The following is a 14,907-nucleotide window of genomic DNA, read 5'->3' as shown; positions in this document are numbered from 1 at the left end:
CCCGTCCCCCCGACCCACCCAGAGGAGTACGCCATGGCGGCCACCACCAGCCTCGGCGCCGTGGCAGGCCCCGACGCGGCCGGCCCCGCCGGGGCCGTCCCCCCGGCCCGACGCGCCGGCCCGCTGCGTCACCTGCCCGCCTACAGCTTCGTCGCCCCGTTCTTCCTGGTCTTCGGGATCTTCGGGCTCTACCCGCTCGCGTACACCTTCTGGGTCTCGCTGCACCACTGGGACCGGCTCACCGGCGACGCGGGCTTCGCCGGCACGGAGAACTTCCGTGACCTCCTCGCCGACCCCGACTTCTACACCGCCACCTTCAACACGCTCAGCATCTTCGTCCTCTCCACCGCGCCCCAACTGCTCGTCGCGCTCGGCGTCGCCTGGCTGCTCGACCGCCGGCTGCGCGCCCGCACCACGTGGCGGGCCCTGGTGCTCGTGCCCCAGTACGTGTCGGTCGTCGCCGTGGCACTGGTCTTCTCCCAGCTGTTCGGCCGCGACTTCGGCATCGTCAACTGGGCGCTGGAGCAGGCCGGCCTGATCACCGACCCGATCGACTGGACCGCGGACACGTGGAGTTCGCACCTGGCGATCAGCTTCATGGTGATGTGGCGCTGGACGGGCTACAACGCCCTGATCTACCTGGCCGCCATGCAGGCCGTGCCGCGCGAGCTGTACGAGTCGGCGATGGTCGACGGCGCGGGACGCCTCCTGACGTTCCGCCGGATCACCCTGCCGGCGATCCGCCCGACCGTGCTGTTCACCGTGGTCATCTCCACCATCGGCGGTCTGCAGCTCTTCGCCGAACCGATGCTCTTCGACCAGCAGGGCAACGCCGAGGGCGGCACCGAGCACCAGTTCCAGACGCTGACGCTGATGCTCTACAAGTACGGCTTCATCAACAACGACGCCGGCTACGCCTCCGCCATCTCCTGGGTGCTGTTCCTGCTCATCGCCGTCATCGCCGCGGCCAACGCCCTCCTCGTCCGCCGCTCCGGCCGCTGACCCACCGCCCGGGAGACCACCATGGCCACCGCCACCACCCCCGTACCCGCCGCAGCCGCCGCAGCCGGCCGCCGGGCCGCCCGCGGCACCGGCCCGCGCCACCACGACAGCGCGGGCCCGCTCGCCTACATGCTGCTCGCGGCCGTCGTGCTCGCCTCGCTCTTCCCGCTGTACTGGACGTTCGTCGTCGCCTCGCACGGCGACAACTCGGTGCTCTCCGGGGCGACCCCGTCGCTCGTGCCCGGCGGCCACCTGCTGGAGAACGTGCAACGGGTCTTCGACACCGTCGACTTCTGGAAGGCCCTCGGCAACTCCGTGACGGTCGCGGCCTGCACGGCCGTCAGCAACGTGCTGCTGTCGTCGCTGGCCGGATTCGCGTTCGCCAAGCTCCGCTTCCCCGGACGCAACGTGCTGCTCGTCGCCGTCATCGGCACCGTCATGGTGCCGACCCAGCTCGGCATCATCCCGCTGTACCTGCTCGTCACCGACATGGGCATGTACGGCAGGCTGTCGGCCCTGATCGTGCCCGCCCTGGTCTCCGCCGTCGGCGTGTTCTGGATGCGGCAGGCCATGACCGAGAACATCCCGGACGAACTCGTCGAGGCCGCCCGCATGGACGGCGCCGGCGCGCTGCGCACCTTCTGGCACGTCGCCTGGCCGGGTGTCCGCTCGACGGCCTCCGTGCTCGGCATGTTCACCTTCATGTTCGCCTGGAACGACTACTTCTGGCCGCTGATCGCCCTGCCGCCGGAGAACGCCACCGTGCAGATCGCGCTCAACCAGCTCGCCGCCGGCTACTACACCGACTACACGCTGATGCTCGCCGGTGTCGTCGTCTCCGTCGTCCCCGTGCTGCTGCTGTTCGCCGTGCTCGCGCGCAAGATCGTCGCCGGTGTGATGGCCGGCGCCGTCAAGGGCTGACCACCCCGCCCGCGCCACCGCAGGCGCCGTCAAGGGCCGACCACCCCGCCCGCGCCACCGCCACCGTCCCCGGCACCTCCCATCCGACCCGAGGAGTCCCATGACCGCCGGCGCCACCGACGCGGCGCACCCGGCCGGCCCGTCGACGACGATCCGCAACCCCGTCCTGCCCGGGTTCCACCCCGACCCGTCGATCCTGCGCGTCGGCGACGACTACTACATCGCCACCTCCACCTTCGAGTGGCTGCCCGGCGTCGCCCTGCACCACTCCACCGACCTCGTCACCTGGCGCCCGCTCGGCGGCGCCCTCGACGAGGCCCGGCTCCTCGACCTCACCGGCGCGCCCGACTCCGGCGGCGTCTGGGCACCCTGCCTGTCCTGGACGGACGGGCAGTTCCACCTCGTCTACTCGGACGTCAAGAGCCTGGCCGGCGCCTACAAGGACGTCCACAACCAGGTGATCACCGCACCGACCCCGCAGGGCCCGTGGTCCGACCCGGTGGCGCTGCCCGGGCACGGCTTCGACCCGTCGCTCTTCCACGACGACGGCCCCGACGGCGACGGCCGCAGCTGGCTGCTCTGGCTGGAATGGGACCACCGGCCCGGCACCAACCCGTTCTCCGGCATCCTCCTGCAGGAGTACGACCGGGCGGCGCGGCGCGTCACCGGTCCGGTGCACCACGTCTTCGGCGGCACCGAACTCGGCTGCACCGAAGGCCCCCACCTCTACCGCCACGACGGCTGGTACTACCTGCTCACCGCCGAGGGCGGCACCTCCTGGGGCCACGCCGTCACCGTCGCCCGCTCCCGCACCCTCACCGGCCCCTACGCGCCCGACCCCGCCGGACCGCTGCTCACCTCCGCCGGACGGCCCGACCTCGCGCTCCAGAAGGCCGGCCACGGCAGCCTCGTCGAGACCCCGGACGGCGAGTGGTACCTCGCCCACCTCGCCGCCCGCCCGCTCACCCCGCTCGGCGCCTGCGTCCTCGGCCGGGAGACCGCCCTCCAGCGGATCGCGTGGACGACGGGCGGCTGGCCCCGGCTCGACGGCGGCGGCAACACCCCCGCCGTCGACGTGCCCGCACCCTCCGCCGCCCGGCCCGACACCGCCGCCGACGCCGTCGCCACCGCGGTGGCGGCCGCCGCCGGGCACACCGGCTTCGGCACCGACCGCCCCGGCCCCGAGTGGATGACCCTGCGCCGCCACCCCGACCCGTCCTGGCTCACCCTGCACGAGGGCCGACTGCTGCTGCGCGGCGACGAGTCGCCGTCCTCCCGGCACCGGCAGAGCCTGCTGGCCCGCCGCTGCACCCACACCGACTTCACCTTCGAGGCCACGGTCGACGCCGCACCCGTCTCCGCCCGCCAGGCCGCCGGCCTGGTGCACTTCTACAACACCGAGCTGTGGCACTACCTCCACCTCAGCTGGGACGACGCCCTCGGCCGCGTCCTGCGGCTCGGCGTGTGCGACCACGGACGCTACGGGGAACCGGCGGCCCCCGTGCCGGTCGGCCCCGGACCGGTCCGGCTGCGCCTGGCCGTACGCGGCGCCGCCGCCCGCTTCGCCTGGACCCCCGCCGACGGCACACCCGCCTGGCAGGAGGCCGGACCGGAGCTCGACGCGGCCCGCCTCTCCGACGACTACGCCACCGTCGGCGACGACACCACCGGCCACTACACCAGCTGGGGCTTCACCGGCGCGTTCACCGGCGTCTGCGCCCAGGACCTCACCGGCGCCCGGTTCCCCGCCGCGTTCGCCGACCCCGTCCTCCGCCCCACCGGCCCGTCCGCCGCGCAGCAGCCCGACACAGGGCCGCGGCCGTGAGCCCCGACACCCCGGCCGGCCGGGCGCACTATCCTGCTGTGACCCGGGGCAGGGCCGACGGCCCGGCCGCCCCCGGACCGCGGACCACGAGGAACGGACGGCAGATGGCGGGCCAGACACGACACAAGGTGACGATCGGCGAGATCGCCGCCGAGGCCGGTGTCTCCAACGCCACCGTCTCCAAGGTGCTCAACGGCCGCAGCGACGTCTCCGCCGCCACCCGGCAGCGCGTCCAGCAGATCATGGACCGCCACCACTACCAGCGGCGGCGCCCCCGCCGCCGCGGCGGCCTCGTCGACCTCGTGATGAACGAGCTCGACAGCCTCTGGTCGATCGAGATCATCCGCGGCGCGCAGGAGGCCCTGGCCGAGGCCGGCGTCGGCATGGTCCTCTCCGCGGTGCACGGCAGCAGCACCGGCACCGGCGAATGGCTGGAGCAGATCGCCGGCCGCCGCTCGGACGGTGCCATCCTCGTCGTGTCCGACCTGACGCCGCGCCAGCGCGCCCGGCTCGCCGCCCTGAAGGTGCCGTTCGTCCTGGTCGACCCGGTCGGCACCGTGGACGCCGGCGTCCCGACCATAGGGGCCACCAACTGGGCCGGCGCGATCTCCGCCGTGGAGCACCTCATCGGCCTCGGCCACCGGCGGATCGCCCACCTCGCGGGGCCGCGTCAGCTGCTGTGCAGCCGGGCCCGCGCCGACGGCTACCGTGCCGCCATGGAACGCGCCGACCTGGCCGTGCCCGAGGGCTGGCTGCGCTTCGGCGAGTTCAACGACCGCTCCGGCCGCCGCGAGCTGACCGACCTGCTCGACCAGGTCGCGGCGGCCGGCCAGGACCCACCGACCGCCGTGTTCGCCGCCAGCGACCTCCAGGCCTTCGGCGCCTACTCCGCCCTGCGCGACCGCGGACTGCGGATCCCGCAGGACATCAGCATCGTCGGCTTCGACGACGTGCCCGTCACCCGCTGGAGCGACCCCACCCTGACCACCGTCCGCCAGCCGCTCCAGGACATGGCGGCGATGGCCGCCCGCACCCTGCTGCGCCTCGTCGACGGCGAGGAGGTCGACCTGCCCCGGGTCGAACTCGCGACCCGCCTCGTGGAGCGCGAGAGCACCGCCCCGCCGCCCCCCGGCGACTGAACGGCCGGCCCTGACGCACGGTCGTCCCGCCGGACCTCCCGGCTTCGGCACGCCTGATCCCGGCTTCGGCACGCGCCGGCCGGCGGGCCGTCACACCGTGCCGGCCGCGTGGCGGGTACGGCCGGCCAGCCGCTCCAGCTCCTCGACGAACGCGCCGGCCAGGATTCCGGCGTCCCCGCTGCCCGCGTTGGTGGCCACGCTCAGCGTGTGACCGCCGGTGCAGCCGCCCAGCGCGAAGGTCACCGTGTCGGCCGGCGGCACCATCGGGATCGCGGTGACGCTCCGCACCGGCCGACCGGCCAGCGTCTCCCCCTGGTCGCGCAGGTGGACGTAGGAGCAGGCCGCCGGTGCGTACGCCGGGAGGAAGAACTTCCGGCGGAGCAGGGTCTGGGTGGCCCCGGGGAGGGCCGTGAGCGCCCCCTCGACCAGCTTCCCGGCCAGGTCGCGGCCGCGGGTCGCGGTGGTCAGCAGACCGGTCACGGCGGCGAGCCGCGCCGACGCGTCGGGCAGTGCCACCGGTGCGGGCACCCGGATGTTGGCGAAGGCGTTGCCGAGGTAGGCGCCGCGGTCGGCGGGCCGCTCGTCGACGGGCACCGACAGCCAGACCTTCGGCGATCCGGGCCCGCGGCCGTCCGCCCGTCGCGGACCGGGGACGGCCAGCCGGGCCCGCAGCACGCCCGAGACCACGGCCAGGAACACCTCGTTGGTGGTGGCCCGGCGGTCCGGCACGGCCTCGCGGGCGGCGCGCAGCGCGTCGGAGGGCAGCTGGACGACGGTGAACGCCGGCTCCCGCGCGCCCTGGCCGGGCATCGGCACCGGCCGCCCCGACGTCAGCATGCCGGGCGGGCCGCCCGCCCACGCGGCGGCGCGGGCCGTCCGCCTGCGGTCGCCGGGGGCGGCGAGGGAGGCGGCGGCGTCCGGCGGGCGGCAGCCGTCGAGGAGGGCGCGCAGCAGGGTGGTGACGGAGCGTCCGTCGAGCAGGCTGTGGTGCATCCGGAGGAGCAGCGAGAACTCGCCGTCGGAGGTCCCGCGCAGGAGGTGGAGGTTCCACGGGGGCCGGCCGGCCGGGAAGGGGGCGTCGAACCAGTCCCGCACGCCGTCCTGCAGGGTGCCGTCCTCGCTGCGGACGTGCCGCGCCGGTTCGTGGTCCTCGCACGCCGCCCAGCGGTGCCGGCGGGCCCACCAGGCCGGGCCGGTCCGGGCGTCGGTGGGGGCGACCAGGACCCGGCCGAGCCGCGGCAGGCCGGCCCAGCGCTCGTTCACCAGGGCGCGCAGCTCGTCCGGGGCGGGCGGCGTGCCGACCAGGTCGAGGGCGACCCCGGCGTGGGGCGGGCCGAACGGCCAGCGGGCCATCCCCTCCTCGAAGAAGGGCAGATGCGGTCCTGGCATGGGGAGGCTCCCGGTGGCGGCTGTCGATGGCCGGCGCACCCGCGGCCGGGTGCCGGGCGGACGAGGGGCCCGGCGCCCCCGGCCGCGGGTGCGCACGCTGTGCGGTAGCTCAACGCCCGGTGCGCGGGGAGGTCACGGACCGGGCGCCGCGGGCACCGGCCGGAGGGCACGCGGTGACGGGCCGGAGGTCACGCCGTGACGTCCCCGGATCGTCAACACGCAGGCCCGGCAGGGCCCGGATGGAGTGATTCTGCCGCGGTTCGGGAGCGGTGGACGGCGGCGCAGCTGTTGGATCGGGCGGAGGGTCGCCGACCCTGCCCGGAGGTGTGCCCTCCGTCATCCTCCGCCGTACGCCGAACCACCGACCGCGGTCGGGCTCGCGCTCCCGGCTCCGTACAGGACAGGACCTCCGCATCGTGCCTGGCACCGATCCGTCGCGACACCCCGGGAACGGCACCGAGGGCGGCGGGCCGCCCGTCCGGGGCGCCGCCCACATCGCCGTGGTCAACCTGCCGATGCACGGGCACGTCAACCCGAGCCTGGGGATCGTCGAGGAGCTGGTGCGGCGCGGGCACCGGGTCAGCTACGCCATCACCGCGGACTTCGCGCCCCAGGTGAAGGCGGTCGGTGCCGAGCCCGTGCTGTTCCCGGCGCCGGTCGGCGACGCGGAGCCGCCGGAGCAGCTGGCCGAGGGGTTCGGGATGGCCGTCCGGGTGTCGCTGGACTCGCTGCCCGCCCTGACGCAGGCGTACGCCGAGGACCGGCCCGACCTGGTGATGTACGACATCTACGGCTTCGCGGGCCTGCTGCTGGGATCCGAGTGGCGGGTGCCGACGGTGCTGATGTCGCCCACCCACATGTTCTACGACACGCTCGTCCCGGAGATGTTCGGCGTGCCCCGCCTCGGCGACCTGCCGGGGTACGCGGAGCTGGCGGCCGCCTTCACCGAGCGCGGGGTGAGCAGTGCGCGGATCCACGACATCGAGCGGGCGGAGCACGCCGTCGCCTGCCTGCCCCGCGCCTTCCAGCGCAGGGCGGACACCGTCGCGGCGCAGCGTGTCGCCTACGTCGGTCCTCCGCTGGGCGACCGCTCCCACCAGGGCTCGTGGCGGCCCCCGCAGGACGGCCGTCCGGTCGTCCTGGTCTCGCTGGGATCGCAGTTCACCCGGCGGCCGGAGTTCTACCGGTCCTGCATCGAGGCCTTCGCCGGTCTCCCCTGGCACGTCGTCATGAGCGTCGGTTCCCGGGTTCACCCGGACGGGCTGGGGCCGCTGCCGGACAACGTCGAGGTGCATCCCGAGGTGCCGCAGCTGGCGGTGCTCGCCCACGCCGCCGCCTTCGTGACCCACGCCGGCATGGGAGGCACGATGGAGGCCCTCCACCACGGCGTCCCCATGGTGGCGGTGCCGCAGATGGCCGAGCAGCGCGTCAACGCCGCACAGATCGAACGCCTGCGGCTCGGCGTCCACCTGCCGCGTGAGGACGCCACCCCCCGGGCGCTGCGGGAGGCCGTCCTGCAGGTGATGTCCGATCCGGCCGTCCGCGACGGCATCGCCGCCATGCGCCGGGAGATGGCCGGGGCGGGCGGGGCCCGGGCCGCGGCCGACCTGATCGAGCAGACCCTGCGGCCCGGCCAGCGCGTACCGGCCCGCCGGCCCGTTCCCGCACCCGTCCCTGCCCCCGCCCCTGTCCCCGTCCGAGGAGTGACCGCATGACCCAGGTTCTGGCGCCCGGTGTGCGCATCGCCGGTGCCGACCGGACGGGCGGCGTCCCCGCGCCTCGGGCACACCTCTACCGGCGCACGGTCCGGGTGAGCGACCTGGACGTGATGAAGCACGTGAACAACGCCCGTTTCCTCGAAATGGTCCAGGACGCCCACATGGACCTGCTGTACCGGCACGAGACGCAGGCCGGCCTCGGGCTCCACCCGCGGGTCGTCTACACCCGGCACGAGCTCGACTACAGCGCACCGCTGCTCGTGGCGCCCGAACCGGCCGTCATCGGGACGACCGTCGGCCAGGTGAAACGTTCGTCCTTCCGGCTCGTCAGCCGGATCACCCGCGACGGGCGGACGTTCTGCACCTGCACGAGCACCCTCGTCGCCTACGACCCGGACGGCCGGTGCCCCCGCCGGCTCGACGCGGACGAACTCGCCCTCCTGGCCCGCCACACCGACCCCGACGCGGCGGGCTGAGCCACCGCGGGCCCGGGCACCCCCGTCGGTCCCGGGGCGTCGTTCAGTGCGTGCCGGGGCCGGGGCCCTCTCGGAGGGACAGTCCCGCCGTGCGGTGCCCGGCGGCCGCCGCGGGGTCCGTCGTGTCGAGCAGGCGCGCGATCCCCTCGTGGGCGAGCGCCTCCTCGTACCGGTGTCCCAGTTCCGGGGCCAGTTCCAGGGCCTGCCGGTGCAGTGCCAGTGCCTCCTCGGGCCGGCCCGCCAGCCGGCAGGTCTCGGCGTAGCCGTCGAGGAAGCGGATCTTCCAGTGCTCCTCGAACAGCTCGTCCAGCAGCGCGAACGCCTCCCGGTGGCAGGCGAGCGCCTCCTCGTACCGGCCCATCCGGCGGAGCGCGACGCCCAGGCAGTTGAGGCACCAGGCCTCGTTGTGCAGGTGCCCGTCCTCGCGGGCCAGTGCCAGTGCCGTGGAGAGGTGCTCCACCGCCTCGTCGGGGGCCTCGTCGGCGATGGCCACGCCGAGGGTGATCCTGGCGGTCAGGGCGGGCGGCCACGCGGGGTCGGCGTGCGGGAAGCCGAGCACCTCGCGGGCGCGCCGGGCGGCCTCCTCGCGGTGTCCCAGCTGGAGCATCGCCCAGGCCTCCGACGCGGCGGCGTGGGCCGCGCCCGCGGGGCAGCCGGCCGCCCCGTACAGCGTGCCGGCCAGGCCGAAGAGGTGGAGCGGCTCCTCGACGTGTCCCTCGTCCCACCTCAGATAGCCGCGCCGCATGGCCAGTTCGGCTTCGGACCGGACGTCCCCCGCCCGGGAGACCCACGGTTCGGCCGCCTCGTACGCGGCGCCTGCCTCGGCCAGCCGGCCCGCGTTGTAGCGGGCGAAGCCCAGGTCGATGTGCGCCTCGGCCAGGTGCAGGGGATCGCCCAGGCGCTCGGCGGCGGCCAGCGACCGCTCGAAGAGCGCGTTGAGGTGCGTCGTGCCGCAGCGCCGTGCGAAGTACGCGCGGAGGAAGCGCGGCAGCTCGCACACGTGCGTGTCGGCCCCGACGGCGGCGGCCGTCTCGAAGGCGGCGACCAGGCTCTCGTACTCCGCGACGAACCAGGCGAACGCCGCGTTCCTGTCCGCGAACCGGGGCACCTCGGCCGGGGGGCTGCCCGCGGTGGCGGGGCGGCCGGGTGAGAGGTACGGCATTGCGGCGTCGGCGGCCGCCGCGGTGTGCACGTAGTAGTCGAGCATCCGGCCGAGGGCCCGTTCCCGCTCGGCCGGCGCGTCCTGCTCCGCGCCGGCCCGGCGCGCGTGCTGGTGCACCAGGTCGTGCAGCCGGTAGCGGCCCGCGGTCGGCTGCTGGACGAGGTGGGCGTCGAGCAGGTCCTCCAGCATCGCCCGGGCGCTGTGCAGCGGTACGTCCGCCAGCGCCGCGGCGAGGTACTCGTCGAAGGAGGTGCCGGGCAGCAGGCCCAGCATGCGGAACATGCGGGCCGTGGCCCGGTCCAGCTGCCGTACGGACATGGCGAACGCGGTGTCGAACTCGTCCGCGCCCTGCGCCATCCGCTCGACGAGGATGCCGACCGTCCAGCCCGGCCGGTGCCGCAGCCGGGCGGCGGCCAGCCGCAGGGCCAGCGGCAGGTGACCGCAGAGCCGCAGCACCTCGGCGGCGGACTCCGGGTCGCGGGCCAGCCGGCCGTCGGGGCCGCCGGGGTCACCGCTGGCACGGGCCAGCAGGGCGGCGCTCTCCCCGGGGCTCAGCACGTCCAGCGAGACCGGGGGCACCTCGTCCAGGCCCACCAGCCGGTTGCGGCTGGTGATCAGGACGACGGAGGGGCCGGCGCCGGGCAGCAGCGGGCGGACCTGGTCCGCGTCGGCGGCGTTGTCGAGGATCACGACGGCCCGCCGGCCGGCCAGTTCGGACCGCCAGCAGGCGGCGAGCTGTTCGACGCCCTCCTGCGGCACCCGCTCGGACGGCACGTCGAGCGCGGCGAGCAGCATCCGCAGCGCGGAGTCGGGATCGACCGGCCCGCGGCCCTCGGTGAACCCGTGCAGGTCGACGTAGAGCTGGGCGTCCGGGTAGTCGGCCGCGAGGCGGTGCGCGGCGTGCACGGCGAGGCAGGTCTTGCCGACGCCGGCCATGCCGTCGACGGCGACCACCCGGTGGCCGTCCGCGGCGGCCAGCACCGCGGCGAGCTGGGTCTCGCGGCCGGTGAAGTCGGGTACGTCGCGCGGCAGGTCGTTGCGGGGTCTCGGCCGGCCCTGGCGGCTGCTCCGCGGGGGCGCAGGCAGGGGGTTGGAGGCGCGTTCCCACAGGGGGCGCAGCGGGCGGGGGTCGCGTTTGACGAAGCGGCAGAGGGCGACCACCGCGGGCCAGGGCGGCACCGTCCGGCCCGTGAGGTAGCGCGAGAGCGACGACGAGCTGAGGCCGGTGTCCCGCGCGAGGGCGCGTACGCCGAGCCCGGAGAGGTCCTGCAGCAGGCGCAGTCGCGCGGCCAGTTCGTCGTGCGGGTCGGCCTTCGCCGTCCGCAGGTCCACGTCCATGAGACCCCCCGTCCCGTTCCGCCGGAAACATACCGGGCCCGGTCGCTGCTGCTCAAGGCCGTTGCGGCTGTCCCACGGTGTCCCATCGCCGTGGTGCTGCCGTGCGGACCGGGCTGGAATGGGGTCATGCCCCGGGGAGCACGGGGCGGCGGACCGAAGAGGAGCAGACCGAGATGCAGTCCCGCATGCGGAACCCAGCCGTCGTCCTGTCCGACGCGATGCAGCCCGTCCAGGAGATCGTCAGGGCTGCGCACGCCGGCGGGGTCGACGCGCAGACCCTGGAACTGGTGCACCTGAGGGTCAGCCAGATCAACGGATGCAGCGCCTGTGTCGACGGCGGCGCCAGGGCGGCGCGGCGGGCCGGGGTGGACGAGGAGCGTCTGGCCGCGGTCGCCGCCTGGCGGGACGCGCCGTACTTCACGGCGGCGGAGCGGGCGGCGCTCGCACTGGCCGAGGCCGCGACGCGGCTGGCCGACCGTCCCGACCCGGTGGGCGACGAGGTGTGGGACGCGGCCGCCACGTACTTCGACGAGAAGCAGCTGGCGGCGATCGTCCTGATGGTCGGCGTCACCAACCTGTTCAACCGGCTCAACGTGACGACCCGCCAGCCCGCCGGCGCATGGGGGTGACGGCGGCCCCCGCCTGACGGTGCACCACCACGCACCACGAGCCACGCATCACGCACCACGCACCACGCACCACGCACCACGCAGCGCGAACCGCGAACCGCGGACCGCGGACCGCGGACCGAAGGACACACCACCCATGAAGGAGACCACCATGACCAGCACCACCACCACGACCACGACCGCGACCGACACCACGACCGACGGCTTCACGGCCGCGGAGCGCGACGCGATCAAGGAGCGTGCCCGCGAGGTGAAGGCGTCGGCGCGCCGCGGATCGCGGGCCTCCAAGGCCGACGACGTGGCCGCCGTGCTCGACAAGATCGCCGGGATGCAGGAGTCGGACCGTGTCATGGCCGAGCGGCTGCACGCCGTGATCACGGCGAGCGCGCCGGAGCTCGCCCCCAAGCTCTGGTACGGGATGCCCTCGTACGCCAAGGACGGCAAGATCGTCTGCTTCTTCCAGAGCGCGGAGAAGTTCAGCACGCGGTACGCGACGTTCGGCTTCAGCGACCGGGCAAACTTCGACGACGGCGCCATGTGGCCGGTCTCCTACGCCCTGACGGAGCTGACCGCCGACGACGAGGCGCGGATCGGCGCGCTCGTGAAGAAGGCGGTGGGCTGACGCCCGGGGGCGGTCCGGGTGCGTGCGGGTGCGTACGGGTGGTCGCCCGTCACGGCGGGGGTCGGTCAGCCCGTGGCGCAGCTGGGGGCGGTGGCCACCGTGTAGGCCGGCGCGGCGCTGGTGATCAGGTAGAACTCGGTGCTCTGCCCGGGCTGCAGGACGGCGTTCCAGCCGAGGTTGGCGGCGCGGACGGCGGTGCCGGCCGTGGTGAGGGCGGCGCTCCACGACTGGGTGACGGTGCCGCCGGCCGGGAGGTTCCAGCCGACCTTCCAGCCGGTGGTGGGCGTGCTGCCGGTGTTGCGGACGGTCACGCGGTACTGGGCCCCGGAGTTCCAGCTGGCCAGCGTGGTGATCTCGGCCTGGCAGCCGCCGCTGTGCTTGAAGTCGCCGAGTTCGTCGAGGGTGACGACGTACGGGTCGTTGTAGACCCGCTTCAGGAAGTCCTGGGAGTTGCTGGCGCCGTCGGTGAGGAAGCCGCCGCTCCAGGTGACGAACCAGCTCCAGTCGGCGCGGTAGGCGCGCAGGAGGTCCGGGTCGGGGATGGTGCCGACCTCGCCGAGGGCGACCGGCTTGGTGTCCCGGCCGAGGGCGACGAGCTTGTCGTAGGTGCCGCTGACGGCGCCGTGGTCGCCGGCCGGCGGGTAGGAGTCGGTGCTGACGATGTCGACGACGTCGTCACCGGGGTACCAGGCGGGGTCGACGGAGTTCCACACCCACACCAGGTTGTGCAGGTGGTTGTGGTTCACCATGCGGTCGTACATGAGGCGGTACAGCTCCTTGGCCGGGCCGGGGCCCTTGGCGCCCCACCAGAACCAGCCGCCCTCGGCCTCGTGCAGGGGCCGCCAGAGCACGGGCACGCCGGCGTCCTGGAGGCGGGCCAGCTGCACGGAGATCGCGTCGATGTCGCGGATCAGCAGCCGGTGGTCGTCGGAGGACGGGTCGGCGAGCGCGGCGGCGAGGTCGAAGGTGGTGGCGTCGGTGTAGAAGCCGCGCCACCACTCCTTGCCGGGCTGGTCGACGAGGTGGCTGGGGGCGTTCCAGTGCCAGACGAAGGTGGTGATGCCGCCGCGGGCGTCCCAGGCGAGGGCGTTCTCGATCTCCTGGGAGGTGGTGCCGCGTTCGACCCGGCTGGGCGAGTAGTCGATGAGGTCGAGGCCCTCGACGGCCGGGGCGCGGCCGGTGGTGTCCTCCAGCCACTTCACGGAGGCGGTGTCCTGCTGGCCGCTGAGGATCCGCTTGCCGTAGGAGTCGCCGAGGTAGCGGAGCAGGGAGCGGGCCTCGGGGGTGGCGGCCGGGTCGACGGTCGTGCCGGTCAGCCGGTGCGGCGGCGGGGGCGGCGCCGGGGCGAGGGTGATGGCGTCGATCTGGTACCAGCCCCAGTCGTTCTGCAGGGCGATGGTGTTGGTGCCGGCCTTGAGCAGCACCCGGCCGGCGGACGCGTCGGACCACGAGGTCGTCTCGTCGAGGGAGACCTCGCCGGCGCCGGCGCCGTTGAGCTGGAGGGCGGTCTTCTTGAAGCCGTAGGGCGCGCGGTAGCGGACCGTCAGGTCGTAGAGGCCGCCGGGGCTGTTCGGCACGGTGATGGTGACGTTGTCGTCGCCGGTGTCGAAGCCCTCGACGTAGCCGGTGCCGGAGTAGCCGGGCTCGGCCGCGGCGGCCTGGACACCGTTGAGCTGCCCGTCCTCGGCCTCGTAGACGGCCGGGGCGGCGGGGGCCGGGGTGTCGGCCGCCGCCACCGAGGCGGGCGCGAGGGCGAGCAGCAGGGGCAGCAGGACGCCGGTGGCGAGCGCTGCCCTGGGGCGGGTGGGGCGGGTTGGGGGCACGGGTCGGCCTTTCGGACGGCTCGGCTGGGGAGGGGCCGCACCGGTCGGCGGTGCACCCAGCGCCACACGGGAGCTTTGATCCTCGACGGCCCGGTGTCAACGGTTCCGACAGAATTTTGGGAGCGCTCCCATGACCGATGACGGCCACGGGCGGCCCGCCCTGACGCAGGATCAGGTCGCGGACAGGGCTGCCGCGAGCATCCCGGCCAGCCAGCCCTCGTACGCATCGGCGCTCCAGCCCCGGTCCACGGTGAGGCGGGTGTACACCTGCGGGCCCGTAAGCACCCAGCAGGCGTCCGCCACCGCGCCGAGGTCGGCGGCCGTGCACTGCCCGCGCCCGGCGAGGCGGCCGACGAACGCGGTGACACCGGCCAGGCGCTCCTCCTCGGTCACCGCCAGCAGGTCGGCCACCTCCGGGCCCGCCGCGCCGAGGACGGCGGACAGCGGGGCGAGCCGCTCGTGCACGCCGCGCACGAACGCGGCGTAGCGCCGCAGCGCCGCCGCCGGGTCGGCGGCGCGGAAGACCTCCTGCAGCTCGGGCCGCTCGGCCATGGCGAGCGGCGCGTCGTCCCCGGCGAGGGTGGTGTCCCACAGCGCCTTCATCAGGCCCGGCTTGCCGCCGAAGCCCTTGTAGACGGTCTCCGGCGAGACCCCGGCCCGCTCCGCCACGGCCCGCACGGTGGTGGCGGCGTACCCGTCGCGGAACACCAGCTCGCGGGCGGCGTCGAGCACCGCGGCGCGACTGCGCCGGGCGGCGGCCAGGCGGCGGCTGGAGTCGTACGGGCGGCGGGGAGCCGGCTTCGGTGTGGTCACGGGAAGCATTCTCGCAATAATTGGATACAGTCGGCTGTATCGAATTTCGC

Annotated in this window: 11 protein-coding genes and 1 pseudogene; 8 read left to right on the top strand and 4 right to left on the bottom strand. The window is 74.7% G+C overall.

Annotation, left to right across the window (positions count from 1 at the left end; translation table 11 throughout):
* Window positions 1–33: 33 nt before the first annotated feature.
* From SNE206_RS33105 to SNE206_RS33090, 4 genes are all read left to right on the top strand, one after another.
* Window positions 34–1,002: a carbohydrate ABC transporter permease gene (locus tag SNE206_RS33105; protein WP_407917241.1), complete on the top strand. Its 969-nt coding sequence runs from the start codon at window positions 34–36 to the stop codon at window positions 1,000–1,002.
* A 21-nt stretch (window positions 1,003–1,023) separates the two neighbouring features.
* Window positions 1,024–1,923 carry a carbohydrate ABC transporter permease gene (locus SNE206_RS33100; protein WP_407917238.1) on the top strand — a complete coding sequence of 300 codons (900 nt, stop codon included), beginning with the start codon at window positions 1,024–1,026 and terminating at the stop codon, window positions 1,921–1,923.
* Between the two features lie 100 nt (window positions 1,924–2,023).
* A complete protein-coding gene (locus SNE206_RS33095; protein ID WP_407917237.1) occupies window positions 2,024–3,748 on the top strand; it encodes a glycoside hydrolase family 43 protein in 1,725 nt (574 codons plus the stop codon).
* 104 nt (window positions 3,749–3,852) lie between these two features.
* Complete coding sequence (locus SNE206_RS33090) at window positions 3,853–4,887, top strand: LacI family DNA-binding transcriptional regulator (protein WP_407917236.1); 1,035 nt, start codon at window positions 3,853–3,855, stop codon at window positions 4,885–4,887.
* Between the two features lie 90 nt (window positions 4,888–4,977).
* On the opposite strand, the gene SNE206_RS33085 is transcribed toward SNE206_RS33090, so the two are convergent.
* Entirely contained in the window at window positions 4,978–6,276 is a 1,299-nt protein-coding gene (locus SNE206_RS33085; RefSeq protein WP_407917235.1) for a wax ester/triacylglycerol synthase domain-containing protein, read from the bottom strand.
* A gap of 494 nt (window positions 6,277–6,770) precedes the next feature.
* On the opposite strand from SNE206_RS33085, the pseudogene SNE206_RS33080 reads away from it, so the two are divergent.
* Together SNE206_RS33080 and SNE206_RS33075 are read left to right on the top strand one after the other, a co-directional pair.
* A pseudogene (locus SNE206_RS33080) lies at window positions 6,771–7,901 on the top strand (macrolide family glycosyltransferase); the annotation flags it as partial.
* A gap of 86 nt (window positions 7,902–7,987) precedes the next feature.
* A complete protein-coding gene (locus SNE206_RS33075; protein WP_407917234.1) occupies window positions 7,988–8,470 on the top strand; it encodes an acyl-CoA thioesterase in 483 nt (160 codons plus the stop codon).
* Between the two features lie 43 nt (window positions 8,471–8,513).
* Here the strand turns inward: SNE206_RS33075 and SNE206_RS33070 are convergent, their stop codons facing one another.
* Window positions 8,514–10,970, bottom strand: a complete 2,457-nt coding sequence (locus SNE206_RS33070) for an ATP-binding protein (protein ID WP_407917233.1) — start codon at window positions 10,968–10,970, stop codon at window positions 8,514–8,516.
* Between the two features lie 185 nt (window positions 10,971–11,155).
* Here SNE206_RS33070 and SNE206_RS33065 point away from each other — a divergent pair, with 185 nt between their 5' ends.
* Together SNE206_RS33065 and SNE206_RS33060 are read left to right on the top strand one after the other, a co-directional pair.
* Window positions 11,156–11,599: a carboxymuconolactone decarboxylase family protein gene (locus SNE206_RS33065; RefSeq protein WP_407917232.1), complete on the top strand. Its 444-nt coding sequence runs from the start codon at window positions 11,156–11,158 to the stop codon at window positions 11,597–11,599.
* Window positions 11,600–11,750: 151 nt separating this feature from the next.
* Entirely contained in the window at window positions 11,751–12,221 is a 471-nt protein-coding gene (locus SNE206_RS33060) for an iron chaperone (protein WP_407917231.1), read from the top strand.
* A gap of 65 nt (window positions 12,222–12,286) precedes the next feature.
* On the opposite strand, the gene SNE206_RS33055 is transcribed toward SNE206_RS33060, so the two are convergent.
* Both SNE206_RS33055 and SNE206_RS33050 read right to left on the bottom strand, forming a co-directional pair.
* A complete protein-coding gene (locus tag SNE206_RS33055; protein ID WP_407917230.1) occupies window positions 12,287–14,044 on the bottom strand; it encodes a glycosyl hydrolase in 1,758 nt (585 codons plus the stop codon).
* A gap of 171 nt (window positions 14,045–14,215) precedes the next feature.
* Complete coding sequence (locus tag SNE206_RS33050; RefSeq protein ID WP_407917229.1) at window positions 14,216–14,857, bottom strand: TetR/AcrR family transcriptional regulator; 642 nt, start codon at window positions 14,855–14,857, stop codon at window positions 14,216–14,218.
* Window positions 14,858–14,907 lie beyond the last annotated feature (50 nt).

Source organism: Kitasatospora sp. NE20-6 (assembly GCF_045862635.1).
This window is presented reverse-complemented; position numbering and strand designations above follow the sequence as displayed.

Coding starts and splice junctions, on each gene's coding strand:
- SNE206_RS33070 (WP_407917233.1), bottom strand. CDS start 10,970: ATGGACGTGGACCTGCGGACGGCGAAGGCCGACCCGCACGACGAACTG.
- SNE206_RS33075 (WP_407917234.1), top strand. CDS start 7,988: ATGACCCAGGTTCTGGCGCCCGGTGTGCGCATCGCCGGTGCCGACCGG.
- SNE206_RS33085 (WP_407917235.1), bottom strand. CDS start 6,276: ATGCCAGGACCGCATCTGCCCTTCTTCGAGGAGGGGATGGCCCGCTGG.
- SNE206_RS33095 (WP_407917237.1), top strand. CDS start 2,024: ATGACCGCCGGCGCCACCGACGCGGCGCACCCGGCCGGCCCGTCGACG.
- SNE206_RS33100 (WP_407917238.1), top strand. CDS start 1,024: ATGGCCACCGCCACCACCCCCGTACCCGCCGCAGCCGCCGCAGCCGGC.
- SNE206_RS33090 (WP_407917236.1), top strand. CDS start 3,853: ATGGCGGGCCAGACACGACACAAGGTGACGATCGGCGAGATCGCCGCC.
- SNE206_RS33065 (WP_407917232.1), top strand. CDS start 11,156: ATGCGGAACCCAGCCGTCGTCCTGTCCGACGCGATGCAGCCCGTCCAG.
- SNE206_RS33060 (WP_407917231.1), top strand. CDS start 11,751: ATGACCAGCACCACCACCACGACCACGACCGCGACCGACACCACGACC.
- SNE206_RS33105 (WP_407917241.1), top strand. CDS start 34: ATGGCGGCCACCACCAGCCTCGGCGCCGTGGCAGGCCCCGACGCGGCC.